Origin of the sequence: Salinicola sp. JS01 (genome assembly GCF_030284585.1) — a bacterium.
Lineage (GTDB): Bacteria > Pseudomonadota > Gammaproteobacteria > Pseudomonadales > Halomonadaceae > Salinicola.
The window spans coordinates 1,520,024-1,536,344 of sequence record NZ_CP127244.1; the positions used below are offsets into that span (position 1 = coordinate 1,520,024).

General features: G+C 68.1%; 13 protein-coding genes. 9 read left to right on the top strand and 4 right to left on the bottom strand.

Going from position 1 to position 16,321, the window contains the following annotated elements:
* Positions 1-37 precede the first annotated feature (37 nt).
* Complete coding sequence (locus QO259_RS06925) at positions 38-775, top strand: ParA family protein (RefSeq protein WP_285952275.1); 738 nt, start codon at positions 38-40, stop codon at positions 773-775.
* Positions 776-1,090: 315 nt separating this feature from the next.
* Here QO259_RS06925 and QO259_RS06930 read toward each other — a convergent pair whose 3' ends face one another.
* Positions 1,091-2,734 (bottom strand): dihydroxyacetone kinase subunit DhaK, encoded by a 1,644-nt coding sequence (locus QO259_RS06930; protein WP_285952276.1) that lies wholly within the window; start codon positions 2,732-2,734, stop codon positions 1,091-1,093.
* 243 nt (positions 2,735-2,977) lie between these two features.
* Here QO259_RS06930 and QO259_RS06935 point away from each other — a divergent pair, with 243 nt between their 5' ends.
* On the top strand, positions 2,978-4,705 hold the full coding sequence (locus QO259_RS06935; protein WP_285952277.1) for a VRR-NUC domain-containing protein: 1,728 nt from the start codon (positions 2,978-2,980) through the stop codon (positions 4,703-4,705).
* Complete coding sequence (locus QO259_RS06940) at positions 4,702-7,059, top strand: ATP-dependent DNA helicase (RefSeq protein ID WP_285952278.1); 2,358 nt, start codon at positions 4,702-4,704, stop codon at positions 7,057-7,059. Before QO259_RS06935 ends, QO259_RS06940 begins: the two co-directional genes overlap by 4 nt.
* Positions 7,060-7,087: 28 nt before the next feature.
* On the opposite strand, the gene QO259_RS06945 is transcribed toward QO259_RS06940, so the two are convergent.
* The gene (locus QO259_RS06945; protein WP_207034624.1) at positions 7,088-8,386 is read right to left on the bottom strand and encodes an NAD(P)/FAD-dependent oxidoreductase; all 1,299 of its coding nucleotides are present in this window, start codon (positions 8,384-8,386) and stop codon (positions 7,088-7,090) included.
* A gap of 286 nt (positions 8,387-8,672) precedes the next feature.
* Here QO259_RS06945 and QO259_RS06950 point away from each other — a divergent pair, with 286 nt between their 5' ends.
* The 3 genes from QO259_RS06950 (at position 8,673) to QO259_RS06960 (ending at position 11,884) form a co-directional block, all read left to right on the top strand.
* Positions 8,673-9,338, top strand: coding sequence for a phosphoglycolate phosphatase (locus tag QO259_RS06950; RefSeq protein WP_285952279.1), 666 nt, complete (start codon positions 8,673-8,675; stop codon positions 9,336-9,338).
* A 220-nt stretch (positions 9,339-9,558) separates the two neighbouring features.
* Positions 9,559-11,055 carry an anthranilate synthase component I gene (gene trpE / locus QO259_RS06955; RefSeq protein ID WP_207034703.1) on the top strand — a complete coding sequence of 499 codons (1,497 nt, stop codon included), beginning with the start codon at positions 9,559-9,561 and terminating at the stop codon, positions 11,053-11,055.
* A gap of 157 nt (positions 11,056-11,212) precedes the next feature.
* Positions 11,213-11,884, top strand: a complete 672-nt coding sequence (locus tag QO259_RS06960) for a VTT domain-containing protein (RefSeq protein WP_285952280.1) — start codon at positions 11,213-11,215, stop codon at positions 11,882-11,884.
* Between the two features lie 121 nt (positions 11,885-12,005).
* On the opposite strand, the gene argF is transcribed toward QO259_RS06960, so the two are convergent.
* Positions 12,006-12,923 carry an ornithine carbamoyltransferase gene (argF, locus tag QO259_RS06965; RefSeq protein ID WP_285952281.1) on the bottom strand — a complete coding sequence of 306 codons (918 nt, stop codon included), beginning with the start codon at positions 12,921-12,923 and terminating at the stop codon, positions 12,006-12,008.
* A 346-nt stretch (positions 12,924-13,269) separates the two neighbouring features.
* Between argF and grxD the strand changes: the two genes are divergently transcribed.
* Entirely contained in the window at positions 13,270-13,614 is a 345-nt protein-coding gene (gene grxD / locus QO259_RS06970; RefSeq protein ID WP_285952282.1) for a Grx4 family monothiol glutaredoxin, read from the top strand.
* A gap of 141 nt (positions 13,615-13,755) precedes the next feature.
* Here the strand turns inward: grxD and rnt are convergent, their stop codons facing one another.
* Positions 13,756-14,421, bottom strand: coding sequence for a ribonuclease T (gene rnt / locus QO259_RS06975; RefSeq protein ID WP_110676820.1), 666 nt, complete (start codon positions 14,419-14,421; stop codon positions 13,756-13,758).
* Positions 14,422-14,738: 317 nt separating this feature from the next.
* Between rnt and QO259_RS06980 the strand changes: the two genes are divergently transcribed.
* Both QO259_RS06980 and QO259_RS06985 read left to right on the top strand, forming a co-directional pair.
* Positions 14,739-15,959 carry an argininosuccinate synthase gene (locus QO259_RS06980; RefSeq protein ID WP_285952283.1) on the top strand — a complete coding sequence of 407 codons (1,221 nt, stop codon included), beginning with the start codon at positions 14,739-14,741 and terminating at the stop codon, positions 15,957-15,959.
* Positions 15,960-16,010: 51 nt separating this feature from the next.
* Positions 16,011-16,319, top strand: a complete 309-nt coding sequence (locus tag QO259_RS06985; protein WP_285952284.1) for an HlyU family transcriptional regulator — start codon at positions 16,011-16,013, stop codon at positions 16,317-16,319.
* Positions 16,320-16,321 lie beyond the last annotated feature (2 nt).

A 16,321-nucleotide genomic window follows, 5' to 3' on the forward strand; every position in this document is an offset into this window, starting at 1 on the left:
TTTCTGTTAACGTCGGGTGGTCGAGAGCATGAAGGTCGTGGCGCTGCACAATTTGAAGGGCGGAGTGGGCAAGACCTCGGCGGCGGTCAATCTGGCCCGGGAGGCCAATCGCGACCGAGTGCCGGTGCTGTTGTGGGATCTCGACGCCCAGGGGGCCTCGACCTGGGTGCTGGGCGGCGAGAGCGGGCTGAGCAAGAAGGTCTCCAAGCTGCTCGCCGGCAAGTCGCCGCTCGGCGAGCAGGTGCAGCACACCCCATGGGAACGCTTCGACCTGCTGCCGGCGGATATCCGCCTGCGCGAGCTGGACCGCCTGCTCGACGCCAGCGCCGATGGTGACAAGCATCTCAAGCGGCTGATCGAGCCGTTCGGCGAGGAGTACGGGCTGATGATCCTCGACTGCCCGCCGGGGCTATCGACGCTGGCGGAGCAGCTGATCCGTGCTGCCGACCGCATCCTGGTGCCGACCATCCCCAGCCCGCTGTCGGTGCAGGCGTTCTCGCGCATGCTCGACCATCTCGATCTCAAGAAGCGCCAGCGCGAGCGGCTCTCGCCGTTCTTCAATCTGGTCGACCGGCGGCGCACCCTGCACCGCGAGTGGCTCGATTCACCGCCGGCGGCACTCGGCCGGCCCATGCGCAGCTGGATCCCCTATGCTAGCGACGTCGAACGCATGAGTCTCGAATGCCAGCCATTGGCCGACCTGGCGCCGCGCAGCCGCGCGACCCTGGCCTACCGTCAGCTGTGGCAAGAACTCAAGGCCGAGCTCGACGCCTGAGGCGCAGTTTCGGGCGCCTTAGAGGCCATTTCCACCCCCTCTGATGATGGGCGCCGGGGGTAGGGCAAAGCGAGGGTCCTTTGCCAGGGATGGCAAAGGTAGCGCCCAGGGAGGGGTTCACAGCGCCCTCGCGACGCCCTGCCTCCGGATAAGCCCACATCGTCCAGCGGTTGTGAAAGGCGCTCTTAGACAGGACGCGGTACTGGGCGCCATAAATAGCCAGGGCGCGGTATCGGGCGCCATAGGTAGACAGGGCGCGGTACTGGGCGCCATAAATAGCCACGGCATCGGGCGCCAGATCAAAAGCCCGCGCGCTCAGGCCTCGGCCAGCGCCTGCAGTACCCTTGCCACCGCCTCGGCCCCGGGGTCGGTCACCCCCTGCAGGGCGCTCTCCGGCAGATAGGCAGAGCGCCCGGCGCGGGCTTGCGCCATCGTCGCCGTGGCCTCGGCACCTTCCCGTGCACGTTCGGCCGCCCTGGCCAGATCGCCGCCTTCTCGCAGTGCCTCCACCGCCGGTATCAGCGCATCGAGCAGGGTGCGGTCGCCCTGTGCCGCGCCGCCGTAGCGCTGCATGCGCTCGATGCCCACTGCCAGCGCGGCGGCGAGATTGTCGCCCTCGGCCAGCTCGGCCCCCGCCGCGGTGAACAGGATCGACAGCAGCACGCCGCTGGAGCCGCCCATGTCACGGGCGAGGCAGGCACCGATGCCAGCGAACAGCGCCGCGGGTCGAGCGCTCTCCAACTGACCGGCATCGAGACGCCGGGCGACGGCCTCGGCACCGCTGGCCAGGCTGGTACCGGCATCGCCATCGCCGCTGCGGGCATCCAGATCGTCGAGGGCCTGGCGCGACTCCGTCAGTACCGCGATCGCCGCGCGCACCAGAGTCTCCACCGTGGCGTCGCGCTCGACATGCTCGGGCACCGGCGGCTCGCTGATCTGGGGCGTGAAGCGGGCCGGCGCGCGCGGCGTGCGCAGCCCCGGCCAGGCGGGCGCGCCGGTCGGCGCGGCGAGAGCGCTGAAGAGATCGTCGTCGGCCGCCACCAGGGTGATCGAGAAGCCCTGCATGTCGAGCGAGGTCATCAGCGCCGCCGGCCCGATCACCCCGGAGAGCGCTAGCCCGCGGCGGTTGACCAGCAGGCTGGCGGCGAGCACCTGCATCTCCTGTTCGGCGGCGCCGCCCAGATTGTTGAGCAGGGCGACGTAGGGCGCTGCGTAGCCGCGCGCGGCGAGGGTCTCGGTGAGCGGTGCCAGCAGGGTCTCCACCGCCTCGCTGGCACTCTCCGGATCGACCCGGCGCACGCCGCTCTCGTTGTGGATGCCCAGGCCCAGCTCGGGGGCGCAGGGGGCTTTCGCTTCGCCCGGGCGGGCGGCGTGGGAGAGCGCCAGCCCCAGCGAGGCGATCCGCGGTAGGGCGGCCTCGACGCGCTCGCTCAAGGTCTCCAGCGGTATCTGCTGCGCCGCCAGCCAGCCGGCCAGCTTGTGTACGATCAGCGTGCCGGCGATGCCGCGCGGCTGGGGGGCGTCGGGCAGGGCGATATCGTCGCCGACGATCACCATCGACACCGCCAGGCCCTCCTGGCGCGCCTGCTCGGCGGCGAGGCCGAAATTGAGCCGGTCGCCGGTGTAGTTCTTGACGATCAGCAGACAGCCGGCGGCGCCGCACACCTCGCGAATCGCGGCGAGCACCGCATCGACACTGGGCGAGGCGAACAGCCCGCCGACCACTGCGCCGGTCAGCATGCCCTCGCCGATGAAGCCGGCATGGGCCGGCTCGTGGCCGCCGCCACCGCCGGAGAGTAGGGCGACCTGGTCACGCCCGTGGTGCTCGCGATCCCAGTCGGCGCGGACCAGAATACGCAGATGCTGGCTGGGTTCGGCGATGCGCACGTCCGTCAGTGCACTGACGCCGGCGAGGACGTCATCGATCAGGGTGTCGGCGGCGTTGTAGAAATGCTGCATGAGGCACTCCGGCGGTGGCTGGCCCGGGGGCGATGGCCGAGATGGAAATCGCGATGGCGTGGTGGCGGGGTCGCCCGCTCAGACCCCGAGGTTAGCCCAGAAGGCCATGCGCTTCGAGCATCCGCCGTCGAATCGGAATACGCACGGGCGACTTCGATGGCGAGACCGGAACCTGTATGCTTAGCCAGTCCGTTCGCTACTCGTCACTCGTTACTGGTCAACCTTATTACGCGACACTTCCCTATGGCGTTGCCCACGCTCGACGACCCGTTCTACTACCTGGCCAATTTCCACACCGTGCTCGACTGGCTCGGGTCGCGTTATGCCGATCTGCTGTCGGCCGAGGAGCGCGACTTCATCGCCGCCTTCGAAGCGCTGCCGCGCGCATCGCGGGCGCTGCTGGTGCGTATGGTGATGCGCAAGGGCGTCGACTTTCGTGCCAGCCGGCTGCGCTACGCCGAGATCGGCGATACCCGGGCGGCGGCGGTGCCGCTGATCGCCGCCGGCTGGATCGAGACCGATGCCGAGCTGGAGCTGGCGGCACTCTTTGCCTTGACGACCAAGAGCGAGCTTGCCGCCGACCTGGCGCCGTGGCTGGCCGAGCTGGGGCTTTCGCGCAGCGCGGGCAAGGCCGTCTGGTGCACGGCGCTGGCGGCCGAGTCGCCGCCGCCGCGAGCGCTGCCGGCGTGGTTGCCGAGCCTCGACGACACGCACTATCGCCTGACCGTCGACGCCCTCGGCGAGCGTTTCCGGCTGATGTTCTTCGGTAACCTGCGCCAGCAGTGGTCGGAGTTCGTGCTCGCCGATCTGGGGGTCTACCGTTTCGAGTCCGTCCCCCTGGCGGCAGCGTCGCGGGCCTTCTCTCGGCGCGACGAGCTGGAGGCCTATCATCATCTGCATCGCTGCCGCGAGCGCTTCGACGCCGACGAGCCGCTGGTTGACCTGCTCGCCGAGATCCCGCGCGAGCCCTTCGACAACCCCTGGTTGGAGCGGCGCCGTGGCCGGCTGCTCTACAAGCTCGCCTACCGCAGCGAGCGCCAGGGCGAGCTGCGCCAGGCGCTGGCGCTCTACCATGACAGCGCCGCGCCGGAAGCGCGCCTGCGCCGCATTCGGGTGCTCGAACGCCTGGCACGCTTCGACGAGGCCTGGGCGCTGGCCCGGTGCGCCGAGAACGCCCCGCTGAGTGCCGCCGAGTCCCAGGCGCTGGGGCGCGTCGTGCCGCGTCTGCGGCGCAAGCTGGGGCTGCCGCGGGGCGACGCCGCGGCGCCGGCCGAGCCCGAGCGCATCATGCTGACGCTGCCGCGCAGTGGCTGGGTCGAGGGCGCGGTGGCGGCACACCTGAGTTGTGACCAGGCGCCGGTGATCTATGTCGAGAACACTCTGATCAACGCGCTCTTCGGGCTGCTCTGTTGGGAGGCGATCTTCGCGCCGCTGCCGGGGGCCTTCTTCCACCCGTTCCACAGCGGGCCGGCGGATCTCTTCGACGAGGATTTCCACGTCCGGCGCCAGGCGCTGTTCACGGCCTGCCTGGCGGCGCTGGAGCGTGGCGACTATGGCGACATCGTGCGCCAGCGTTTTCGCGACAAGTACGGCATTCAGTCGCCGTTCGTCGCCTGGGGCGCGCTCGACGAGCGCACCCTGACGCTGGCGCTGACGTGCATCCCCGCGCGTCACCTGCGGCTGTGGTTCGAGCGTCTGCTCGGCGACATTCGTGCCAATCGTGCCGGTATGCCGGATCTGATCCAGTTCTGGCCGGACGAGGCGCGCTACCGCATGATCGAGGTGAAGGGACCCGGGGATCGCCTGCAGGACAACCAGAAGCGCTGGCTCGCCTTCTGCGCCGAGCATGCCATGCCGGTCAGCGTCTGCTACGTCAGTTGGGACGAGGGCGACGAGGGGCAACCGCAGGGAGTGGTGATCGAGGGTGCCGGAGCGCCGCCGAATAGCGCGGCGGGCGGGAACCCGGCGTGAGCTACCGGATCGCGGTGCGCGCGCTGTGCGAGTTCTCGGCCAAGGCGGGCGATCTCGATCTGCGCTTCACGCCATCGCCCTCGGCCCAGGAGGGCATCGCCGGCCACCGGGTGGTGAGCGAACGCCGCGGCGAGCGCTACGAGCGCGAAATAGCGCTCGCCGGGCACTACGTGCATCTGGAGGTGCGCGGGCGCGCCGACGGCTATGACCCCGACGCCAACCGGCTCGAGGAGATCAAGACCCACCGCGGCGATCTGGCGCGCCAGCCGGCCAACCAGCGCGCCCTGCACTGGGCCCAGGCGCAGGTCTACGGCCATCTGTTGTGCCTGGCGCGGGGGCTCGACCAGCTCACCGTGACCCTGGTCTATTTCGATATCGCCAGCCAACGTGAGACGCCGCTCAGCCAGCAATGCAGCGCGTGCGAGCTGCGCGAGGTGTTCGAGACCCACTGCCAGCGCTTTCTGGCCTGGGCCCAGCAGGAGCTGGCGCATCGGCGGCGGCGTGACGCGGCGCTGGTGGCGCTGAACTTCCCGTTCGCCGACTTCCGCGCCGGCCAGCGCGAGCTGGCGGAGGCAGTCTACAAGGCCACTCATACCCGGCGCTGGCTGCTGCTGCAGGCGCCCACCGGCATCGGCAAGACGCTGGGGACGCTGTTCCCGATGCTCAAGGCGATGCCCGGCGAACCGCTCGACCGGGTGTTCTTTCTCACCGCGCGCAATACCGGCCAGCAGCTGGCGCTGGAAGCCCTCGAGCAGCTCGGCGCGCGCCCGCTTGCTGAATCCGCCGCCGACACCCAGGCGTCGGCGCCGGCCCCTGCCGAGCCGGCCTCGGGTGACGCCGCCGCGGCGCTACCGCTGCGGGTGCTCACGCTGACCGCGCGGGAAAAAGCCTGTGAGCATCTCGACAAGGCGTGCCACGGCGAGGCGTGTCCGCTTGCCGCGGGCTTCTACGACCGCCTGCCAGCGGCACGCTCGGCGGCCGCCGAGCGCGGCTGGCTCGACCGCGCCGGTCTGCGCGCGGTGGCCCTCGAGCATCAGGTCTGCCCCTACTACCTGGGCCAGGAGATGTCGCGCTGGGCCGATGTAGTGGTCGCCGACGTCAACTACTACTTCGATCTGCACGCCCAGCTCTACGCGCTGACCCTGCAGCAGCAGTGGCAGGTGGGCATTCTGGTGGACGAGGCGCACAACCTGGTCGAGCGCGGTCGCGGCATGTATACCGCGACGCTCGATCACGCCGCCTTCCGGCGCCTGGTGCCGCAGCTGCCGGCGCCGCTCAAGCGCCCGCTGGCGCGGGTCGCCGCGGCCTGGCAGGATCTGGCGGAGCAGTTGGACGATGCCCACGGCGAGCGCGATTATCGCGTGCTCGAGCACCTGCCGGGCAAGCTGATCGCGGCGCTGCAGCAGGCGGTATCGCGGATCGTCGAGTATCAGAGCGAGCAGCCGATCGCCCTGGACGGCGAGCTGCAGCGCTTCTCCTTCGAGGCCCAGCATCTGTGCCGGGTGGCCGAGACGTTCGCTAGCCACTCGCTGTGCGATCTGACCCGACAGCCGGCGCGCGGACGCCAGCGCCGCGCCGGGGCGACGCTGACCCTGCGCAACGTCATGCCGGCGCCGTTTCTGGCCGCGCGCTTCGCCGCCGCCCATGGCGGCACGCTGTTCTCCGCTACGCTCTCGCCCCAGGGCTATTTTCGCGATCTGCTCGGGGTGCCCGACACTGCACCCTGGCTGGCGCTGGGCTCGCCGTTCGCCGCCGGCCAGCTCGAGGTCAGCATCGCCACCCGGCTATCGACCCGTTACGCCCATCGCGCGGCCTCGCTCGATCCGCTGGTGGCGCGTATCGCCGCGCGCTTCCATCAGCGGCGCGGCAACTATCTCGCCTTCTTCTCGAGCTTCGCCTATCTGGAGCAGGTCGCCGAGCGCCTGGCCGAGCGTCACCCGGAGGTGGTGCAGTGGCGCCAGGCGGCGCGCATGGACGATGCCGCCCGGGCCAGCTTCCTGGCGCGTTTCGAAAGCGGCGGGGCAGGGGTCGGCTTTGCCGTGCTCGGTGGAATCTTCGGCGAGGGCATCGATCTGCCCGGCGAGCGGCTGATCGGGGCCTTCGTCGCGACGCTGGGGTTGCCCCAGGTCAATCCGGTCAACGAGCAGATGCGCGAACGGCTGCAGGCGCTGCTCGGCAACGGCTACGACTACGCCTACTTCTATCCCGGCATGCAAAAGGTGGTGCAGGCCGCCGGGCGGGTGATCCGCACCGCCAGCGACCGGGGCGTCATCGAGTTGCTCGACGACCGTTTCGCTCAGCCCCGGGCGCGGGCGCTACTGCCGACCTGGTGGCCCGAGCCCCGGCTCGACTGAGCGAGTGCGGGGCGCAGCCTCCGCCCTCTCAGTGCAGCTTCATCTTGGGCCGCAGATAGCGGTTGAGCCCATCCACCACCACCGTCATGCCGGTCTTGAACAGGCCATGGATCGCCATCTGGTGCATGCGGTAGAGCGAGGCGTAGAACAGCTTCGCCAGCCGGCCCTCGATGAACAGGCTGCGCGCCGAGGTGCCGCGCATCAGACTGCCGACCGCCTCGAAGTGGGCCAGCGAGATCAGCGAGCCGCGGTCGTGGTAGACGAACGGCTTGAGCGGCTTGCCGGCCATCGCCGCGCGCAGGTTGTGGTAGCAGTGGGTCGCCTGTTGATGAGCCGCCTGAGCCCGCGGCGGTACCCGCTTGTCGTCGGCCTGGGGGCAGGCGGCGCAGTCGCCGAAGGCGAAGATGCGCTCGTCGTCGAGACTCTGCAGCGTCTGGTGCACCTTGAGCTGGTGGTTGCGCTCGGTGGCGAGGCCCAGCTCGGAGAGGAAGGCCGGGGCGCGGATACCCGCGGCCCACACGCTCAGGTCGGTCGCCAGCGGTTCGCCATCGGCGGTGATGAAGCCGTGCTCGTTGGCCTCGGTGACCCGGGTGTCGACGTGGATCTTCACCCCCAGGCGCTCGAGTTCGCCGTGCACCGCGCGGCTGATGCGTTCGGGCAGCGCCGGCAGCACCCGCGGTGCGGCCTCGATCAGGTGCACCTCGAGCTTGCCGCTGTCGAGGGCGGTGAAGCCGTAGCTGTGAAGCATCTTCGAGGCGCCGAACAGCTCCGCCGCGAGTTCGACCCCGGTGGCCCCGGCGCCGACCAGACCGACGGTCAGCTTGGGATGAGTGCGCCGCTCGGGATCGCTGTAGCGCAGGAAGGTGTTGAGCATGTGACGGCGGAAGTTCTCCGCCTGCTGCGGGCTGTCGATGAAGTGGCAATGCTCGGCCACGCCGGGGGTGCCGAAGTCGTTGGAGACGCTGCCCACCGCCAGCACCAGGTAGTCGTAGGTGAGCTTGCGTGCCGGCAGCACCACGACGTCGTCGGCATCATGAATCGGTTCGAGGGTGATGGTGCGGGCGTCGCGGTCGATGCCGCTCAGGGTGCCGCGCTGAAAGCGGTAGCCGTTGTGCTTCGAGTGGCCCTGATAGGAGACCTCGTCGAGACCCGAGTCGAGGGTGCCGGTGGCGACCTCGTGCAGCAGCGGTTTCCAGATATGGGTGGGGTTGCGGTCGACGAGCACGATGTCGGCGCGCTGGCGTTTGCCCAGCTTGCGGCCCAGACGGGTCGCCAACTCGAGGCCGCCGGCACCGCCACCGACCACCACGATACGCGGTGTGGTCATGACAGAAGACTCCTTGCGAATACGATGAAAACGAAGGGAAAAGGGTGTGCGCTGGCGTCGAGCGACCTCGCTGCCGGGCGGCCGGGGCCGAGACGGTGTGCGAGCGCGGGGTGAAGCAGGATGACGCGATCCGTGATGGATGAGATGACGCAAAGGGCTGAAGCAGGGATCACAGTCACGAAAAGGCCGGTCGACTCGACGAAAGTATAGCCGGTAGGATACGCCCATCGCTGCCGCTTGGCACCCGCGAAAGGTGCTCCGGCGCCGCCACTGGAGACCGTGCAAGATGCTGCCCCTGCTCGACGATATCCGCCTCATCGCCTTCGATCTCGACGGTACCCTGATCGACTCCGTGCCCGACCTCGCCGCGGCGGTGGACGCGATGCTGGAAGACATGGCGTGCCCGCCCGCGGGTGAGGCCAAGGTGCGCGACTGGGTCGGCAACGGTTCGCACCTGCTGGTATCTCGGGCGCTGGCCGACGCCCGCGGCGGTGAACCTGACGGGCAGACGCTTGCGCGCGCCCACGCACATTTCCTCTCGCACTATCGTGCAGCGCCCTGCGCGCGCACCCGGGTCTTCCCCGGCGTGCGCGAGGCGCTGGAAGGGCTTTCTGCCCGCGGCCTGGTGCTGGCGCTGATCACCAACAAGCCGGCGGCCTTCATCGACCCGATCCTCGAAGCGTTGGCGCTGCGCGACTATTTCCAGCTCACCCTGGGCGGCGACTCGCTGCCCGAGAAGAAGCCGCACCCGGCGCCGCTGTTGCATCTGGCCACGCACTTCGACATCGCCCCGCAGCACTGCCTGATGGTCGGCGACTCGCGTCACGACATCGAAGCGGGCAAGCGCGCCGGCTTTCGTACCCTGGCGGTACCCTATGGCTACAACCACGGTGAGCCGGTGGCGACGAGCGCCCCAGACGGTCTGGTTGAATCGCTTCAGGAACTCGTTTAGGGTTTTTCGACCGGCGTCGCACCCTGGCTGTCGCCGGCCACGAGCCGTCATTTCACGCCCCTTTTCTCTGGACCGAGCCCCACATGCAACCGGATAGCCGACGCCCCGTGTGTTCCAGCGCCCTGATGCGCCACGTCAAGCGTTGGCGATGGTGACCGTCAGCCCGATTGCCTTATCTGCCTGTCGCTGATTTTCACTGTTGGAGCCCGGTCTCATGACGATGACCCCTGAGCGTTTTGCCGAGCTGGCGCAAGCCGGCTACAACCGTATTCCTGTGACCCGCGACGTGCTCGCCGATCTGGATACGCCGTTGTCGACCTATCTCAAGCTGGCCGATGCCCCCTGGACCTTCCTGCTCGAATCGGTACAGGGCGGCGAGAAGTGGGGGCGCTACTCGATCATCGGCCTGCCCAGCCGCGAGCGCATCGAGGTGCGTGGTTTCACCGTGCGCCATTTGATCGACGGCGAGCAGCACGGGGTCGCCGAGGTGGCCGACCCGCTGGCCTGGATCGAGCAGTTCCAGGCGCGTTTCAAGGTGCCGCACCTGGATGATCAGCCGCGCTTCGACGGCGGCCTGGTGGGCTACTTCGGTTACGACACCATCCGCTACATCGAGCCGCGGCTGCGCAGCGAGCGCGCTGCCGAGAAGCCCGACCCGATCGGGGTGCCGGACATTCTGCTGATGGTGTGCGACGACCTGGTGGTGTTCGACAATCTCTCCGGCCGGCTGCAGCTGTGGACCCACGCCGACCCGCAGGAGACGGATGCGCTGGCCTCGGCCTGGGAGCGGCTCGAAGCGCTCGAACTCAAGCTGCGCAGCGCGACCTTCAATACCCTGAGCCCGGGCACCGGGCGCAACGACGTGGCCGAACAGGACTTCCACGCCAGCTTCAGCGAGCAGGGCTACAAGGAGGCGGTGGCGCGTATCAAGGAGTACGTGCTGGCCGGCGATCTGATGCAGTGCGTCCCCTCCCAGCGCATGTCGATCCCGTATCAGGCGCCGCCGCTGGATCTCTACCGCGCCCTGCGCAGCCTCAACCCGTCGCCCTACATGTTCTTCCTCAACCTGGACGACCACCACGTGATCGGTGCCTCGCCGGAGATCCTGACCCGGCTGGAGGGCGACGAAGTCACGGTGCGGCCGATCGCCGGCACCCGCCCACGCGGCGCCACGCCGGCCGAGGACAAGGCGCTGGAGGAGGAACTGCTGGCCGATCCCAAGGAGATCGCCGAGCATCTGATGCTGATCGACCTGGGGCGCAACGACATCGGTCGCATCAGCCAGACCGGGACGGTGGAGGTGACCGATCGCATGGCGATCGAGCGCTATTCCCACGTCATGCACATCGTCTCCAACGTCACCGGCAAGCTGCGCGGCGGCATGTCGGCGATGGATGTGCTGCGCGCCACCTTCCCTGCGGGGACGCTCTCCGGGGCCCCCAAGATTCGCGCGCTGGAGGTGATCGACGAGCTCGAACCGGTCAAGCGCGGTATCTACTCCGGCGCGGTGGGCTATCTCTCCTGGCACGGCAACATGGACATGGCGATCGCCATCCGCACCGCCGTGCTCAAGGATGGCGAGCTGCACGTGCAGGCGGGCGGGGGCATCGTCGCCGACTCCGACCCCGACGACGAGTGGCAGGAAACGCTCAACAAACGCCGCGCGCTGTTCCGCGCGGTGGCGATGGCGGAAAAGGGGCTCGACAACCTCGACTGACCCCATCGGCGACTGACCCCGTCGGCTGTCATCCTGGTGTCATGCTTGTCGCTTTCCATCGAGAGGCATGACACATGCCGATTCCGCTTCCCCCAATGATGCCCGATCCGCTGTCGCCGCCGTGCGGCAGCGGCCCCTGCCGCCACAGCGTCACGTCATGACACGCGCCTGGCGCTGGTGGCGGGTGGCTCTGGTAGCGGGGCTCGGCGTCACGCTGTGTGTGCTGTTCGCGGCATACGGCGTTGTGCCCCGCAGTTGGCTCGAAGAGCTCCAGCTGCTGCCGTTCACCCTCGCCATGATCGTGCTGCCGGCGCTGGGCATCCCCATGACTCCCTTCTTCATCATCGCCGGGCTGCGCTTCGGCGTGGCCGGCGGTCTCGCCGTGGCCACACTGGCGACGCTGTGCAATCTGCTGCTCTGCTATGCCATCGCCCATAGTCGCTTGCGCCCGCGTCTGCGTCAGCTGCTCCAGCGTCGTTTTCCGGCGCTGGCGGCGCTCGACGTGGATCGCCGCAGCGCCTGGCGAGTGACCTTTCTGATCAAGCTGGTACCGGGCGTGCCGATGTTCATCAAGCATTACGCCCTCGGGGTGGCCGGCGTGCCGCGCTCGATCTATCTCACGGTGGCACTGCTGACCACGGGCCCTTATGGGGTGGCCTTCGTGGTCCTGGGGGAGTCCGCCCTGAGCGGGGATCTGGGGCAGGCGCTGGGCGCGCTGGTGGCACTGGCGCTGATTGCGGTGTCGCTGCTGGCCTGGCGTCAGGCGCGCCGGCGTCGCTTGGCACAGCGGGCGATCAAGGGCGACGCAGGGCGAGTGAAGGGCGGATAGATAGCGAATAGATGAGGCAGCGAGACGACGCCTGGGAGGCTCGCCGCGCCGCCAGCATCGCCGCCCGCGTCAGGGCCGGCGGCGATGGGGGAGCGCATTGCGTTGGCTCGGTCGGCCTGATTCAGTCGACCTGGCCCAGCAGCAGGAACTCGATCAGCGCCTTCTGCGCGTGGAGGCGATTGCCGGCCTCCTGCCACACCACCGCGCGCGGGTCGTCGAGCAGGGTAGTGCTGATCTCTTCGCCGCGATGCGCCGGCAGGCAGTGCAGGAAGATGGCGTCGGCGGCGGCCTGGTCGAGCAGCGCTTCGGTGACCTGGAAGCCGTCGAAATCGCGCTCGCGCTTGGCCTGCTCCTCCTCCTGGCCCATCGAGGCCCACACGTCGGTGGTCACCAGATCGGCACCGCGCACGGCCACGCTGGGGTCGCGCACGATCAGCGCGTGGTCACCGGCGGCATCGAGAATGTCCTGACGCGGCTCGTAGCCCTGCGGACAGCAGATGCGCAGCTGGAAGTCGAACTGCCGGGCGGCGTTGATCCAGGAGTGGCACATGTTGTTGCCATCGCCGATCCACACCGCGGTCTTGCCCGTGACCGCGCCGCGGCACTCGGTCCAGGTCATGACGTCGGCGAGCAGCTGGCACGGGTGGTAGTCATCGGTGAGGGCGTTGATCACCGGCACCGTACTGCTGGCGGCGAACGTCTCGAGGCCGTCGTGGGAGAAGGTACGGATCATCACCGCATCGACCATCTCCGAGAGCACCCGGGCGGTGTCGCCGATCGGCTCGCCGCGGCCGAGCTGGGTATCGCGCGGCGACAGGAACAGCGCATGCCCGCCGAACTGAGCCATCGCGGTCTCGAACGAGACCCGGGTGCGGGTCGAGGACTTCTCGAAGATCATCGCCAGGGTACGATTGCTGAAAGGGGTGTAGGTCGGCCCCTGGGTCTTCAGTTCGTGCTTGATCTTGATCGCGCGCTGAATCAGATAGGCGAGCTCGTCGCGGGAGAGATCCAGCAGGGTCAGAAAGTGGCGTGCGCTCATGGGCGGTTCCCGTTTTGGCCTAATTCTGCGGCAGCGCCCCTCGCGCCGCGCGGGGAGGGCCTGCAAAGAAAAAAGCGCCGCGAGCGAAAAGCCGTCGGAACGGTTCGCTGAACGGCGCCGTCACCGGCTTGGCTGCATGCCGGTTCGTGCGAGATCGTTCATCCTAACCAGCCCCCCGCAGCCGTGCAATGGCCCGCAGGGGTGGCGGCTGAGCCGTGCGGAGTGGCGATCGCCGGGGCAGGGGTGTTTTCGTGCCACGTCATCAGTAGAATGAGCGTCACGGTCAAACTTCATGCAGCCACGCGACGGGCGCCGTGATCGCGCTCGTCCCGTCAAAGGACGTCCCATGAGCGATACCCTCGATACCATCAAGCAGCAGATCGGCGACAACGCGATCCTGCTCTACATGAAAGGCACTCCGCAGCTGCCGCAGTGCGGCTTCTCCGCCCAGGCGGTGCAGGCGCTGATGGCCTGCGGCGAGCGTTTCGCCTTCGTCAACATCCTGGACAACCCGGACATCCGCGCCGAGCTGCCCAAGTACGCCAGCTGGCCGACCTTTCCGCAGCTGTGGATCAACGGCGAGCTGGTCGGCGGCTGCGACATCATCGTCGAGATGTACCAGAGCGGTGAGCTCGAGCCGATGGTGAAGGAAGCGGCGGCGAAGTCGTCGGAAGCTTCCAGCGACAGCTGAGCAGACGTTTCCTTTATCGCGGCCTCCGGCCGCGAGGCCAGGTACAAACGCCAACGCCGCCCCGAATTCGGGGCGGCGTTGGCGTTTTTAGAGAGGCGTTTTCAGCGGGTCTTGTGCAGACGGGTGCACTCGACGCAGGGCTCAAATATCCTCGAAGCCCTGCTCGCGCATCGCCAGGTGCCAGCCGCCGAGATCCTTGAAGCGGTTGACGATGGCGCAGAACAGCGCGGCGGTGCGTTCGGTGTCGTAGCTGGCCGAGTGCGCCTCGGCGTTGTCGAACTCGATGCCGGCGGCCTGGCAGGCGCGGGCGAGTACGGTCTGGCCGTAGGCCAGCGCCGACAGGGTGGCGGTATCGAAGCTCGAGAAGGGGTGGAATGGGTTGCGCTTGATGCCGCAGCGCTGGATCGCGGCGTTCAAGAAGCCGTGATCGAAAGCGGCGTTGTGCCCGACCAGAATCGCCCGCGTGCAGCCGTGGGACTTGATCGTCTTGCGGATCGGCTTGAACAGACCGTCCAGCGCCTCTTTCTCGCTCACCGCGATCTGCTGGCGGAAGGGGCTGTCGAGATCGATGCCGGTGAAGTCCAGCGCCGACTGTTCGACATTGGCCCCCGCGAACGGCACCACATGAAAGGAGAGTGTCTCAAGTGGCAGCAGGTTGCCCTGTTCGTCCATCGTCAGCGGCACTGCCGCGACCTCGAGCAGGGCATCGGTGGCGGCGTTGAAGCCGCCGGTCTCGATATCGACCACCACCGGGAGATATCCACGAAAACGCTGCGCCATCAGCTCTCTCGTGCTGGCGTCCGACATGCAAGTACTCCCGTTGCCTGGGGTGGCGGCGATGGCACCGCCCGAATCGAAGCAGCGCCGCGTGGCACGTCTTCGCGAGACGGCCGTCGTGGCGCTTGGTTTGAATGGCGAAAAGTCTAGCAGTTTCGGGCCTCGGCGTCCTGCCGCTCGGTATTCGTGCGGGGGCTAGGGCGTTATAATCCGGGATCGATTCGCGCGCACAGCCGCCCGTGCCGCCCGCCGCCGGCGGCTGTGCCACCATCAGCCACGCTCGACGCCAGCCGTTCGAGCGCTCTTGGCCTTCGTGCCTGGAGACGTCACACCCAAGGAGTTGCCGCATGTCCGATATCAAGAAGGTCGTCCTCGCCTATTCTGGCGGCCTTGATACTTCCGTGATCGTGAAGTGGCTGCAGGAGACCTATGCCTGTGAAGTGGTCACCTTCACCGCCGATATCGGCCAGGGCGAAGAGGTCGAGCCCGCGCGCGCCAAGGCACAGGCGCTCGGGGTCAAGGAGATCTACATCGAGGACCTGCGCGAGGAGTTCGTGCGCGACTACGTCTACCCGATGTTCCGCGCCAACACCATCTACGAAGGCGAGTACCTGCTGGGCACTTCCATCGCGCGCCCGCTGATCGCCAAGCGCCTGATCGAGATCGCCAACGAGACCGGCGCCGACGCCATCTCCCACGGCGCCACCGGCAAGGGCAACGACCAGGTGCGCTTCGAGCTGGGCGCCTACGCGCTCAAGCCGGGAGTCAAGGTGATCGCGCCGTGGCGCGAGTGGGATCTGACCTCGCGCGAGAAGCTGATGAACTACTGCGAAGAGCACCAGATTCCGGTGGACTTCTCCAAGAGCAAGAAGAAGTCACCCTACTCGATGGATGCCAACCTGCTGCACATCTCCTACGAGGGCGGCATTCTCGAGGATCCGTGGGCCGAGGCCGAAGAGGACATGTGGCGCTGGAGCGTCTCGCCCGAAGAGGCGCCGGACACTCCGACCTATCTCGAACTCACCTTCGAGAAGGGCGACGTGGTGGCGATCGACGGCGAGCGTCTGAAGCCGCACGAAGTCCTGGCCAAGCTCAACAAGCTGGGTGGCGACAACGGCGTCGGGCGCCTCGATATCGTCGAGAACCGCTATGTCGGCATGAAGTCGCGCGGCTGCTACGAGACCCCGGGAGGCACCATCATGCTGCGTGCCCACCGCGCCATCGAGTCGATCACCCTGGACCGCGAAGCGGCCCATCTGAAAGACGAGCTGATGCCGAAGTACGCCAAGACCATCTACAACGGCTACTGGTGGAGCCCGGAGCGGCGCATGCTGCAGGCGGCGATCGACGAGACCCAGGAATTCGTCAACGGCACGGTGCGGGTCAAGCTCTACAAGGGCAGCGCCACGGTGGTGGGGCGCAAGTCCGAGCAGTCACTGTTCGACGAGTCGATCGCGACCTTCGAGGACGATGCCGGCGCCTACGACCAGAAAGATGCCGAGGGCTTCATCAAGCTCAACGCTCTGCGCCTGCGCATCGCCGCCGGCAAGGGCCGTTCCGCCAGCTGAGGCCGAGAGCGGCGCGATACTGCGCCGGTCATTGCACGAGGGGAGGGTGCCATGCTCAAGAAACTGTTCTCCGGCTTGCTGGGTGGCGGGCGCGAAGCGGACGCCGCCAAGCCGCAGAAGGAGCGCGAGGCGATCGAGTACAAGGGGTTTCTGATCGTACCGGCGCCGCAGGCGGCCAACGGCCAGTACCGGGTCAGCGGCTGGATTCGCAAGCCCGGCGACGATGGCCAGATGCGCGAGCGGCGTTTCGAGCGCTCCGACGTGGTGCCCGGCGAAGATGCCTGCGTGGCGCTGACGGTGAGCAAGAGCCAGCGCTATATCGATGATATCGGTGAGGCGATGTTCGAGCAGGCGCACTGAGC

Excerpts from the sequence above, each read along its gene's own strand:
- QO259_RS06960 (WP_285952280.1), top strand. The coding sequence starts at position 11,213 with ATGACACGCGCCTGGCGCTGGTGGCGGGTGGCTCTGGTAGCGGGGCTC.
- QO259_RS06930 (WP_285952276.1), bottom strand. The coding sequence starts at position 2,734 with ATGCAGCATTTCTACAACGCCGCCGACACCCTGATCGATGACGTCCTC.
- trpE (WP_207034703.1), top strand. The coding sequence starts at position 9,559 with ATGACCCCTGAGCGTTTTGCCGAGCTGGCGCAAGCCGGCTACAACCGT.
- QO259_RS06985 (WP_285952284.1), top strand. The coding sequence starts at position 16,011 with ATGCTCAAGAAACTGTTCTCCGGCTTGCTGGGTGGCGGGCGCGAAGCG.
- QO259_RS06950 (WP_285952279.1), top strand. The coding sequence starts at position 8,673 with ATGCTGCCCCTGCTCGACGATATCCGCCTCATCGCCTTCGATCTCGAC.
- QO259_RS06935 (WP_285952277.1), top strand. The coding sequence starts at position 2,978 with ATGGCGTTGCCCACGCTCGACGACCCGTTCTACTACCTGGCCAATTTC.
- grxD (WP_285952282.1), top strand. The coding sequence starts at position 13,270 with ATGAGCGATACCCTCGATACCATCAAGCAGCAGATCGGCGACAACGCG.
- QO259_RS06980 (WP_285952283.1), top strand. The coding sequence starts at position 14,739 with ATGTCCGATATCAAGAAGGTCGTCCTCGCCTATTCTGGCGGCCTTGAT.
- rnt (WP_110676820.1), bottom strand. The coding sequence starts at position 14,421 with ATGTCGGACGCCAGCACGAGAGAGCTGATGGCGCAGCGTTTTCGTGGA.
- QO259_RS06945 (WP_207034624.1), bottom strand. The coding sequence starts at position 8,386 with ATGACCACACCGCGTATCGTGGTGGTCGGTGGCGGTGCCGGCGGCCTC.
- argF (WP_285952281.1), bottom strand. The coding sequence starts at position 12,923 with ATGAGCGCACGCCACTTTCTGACCCTGCTGGATCTCTCCCGCGACGAG.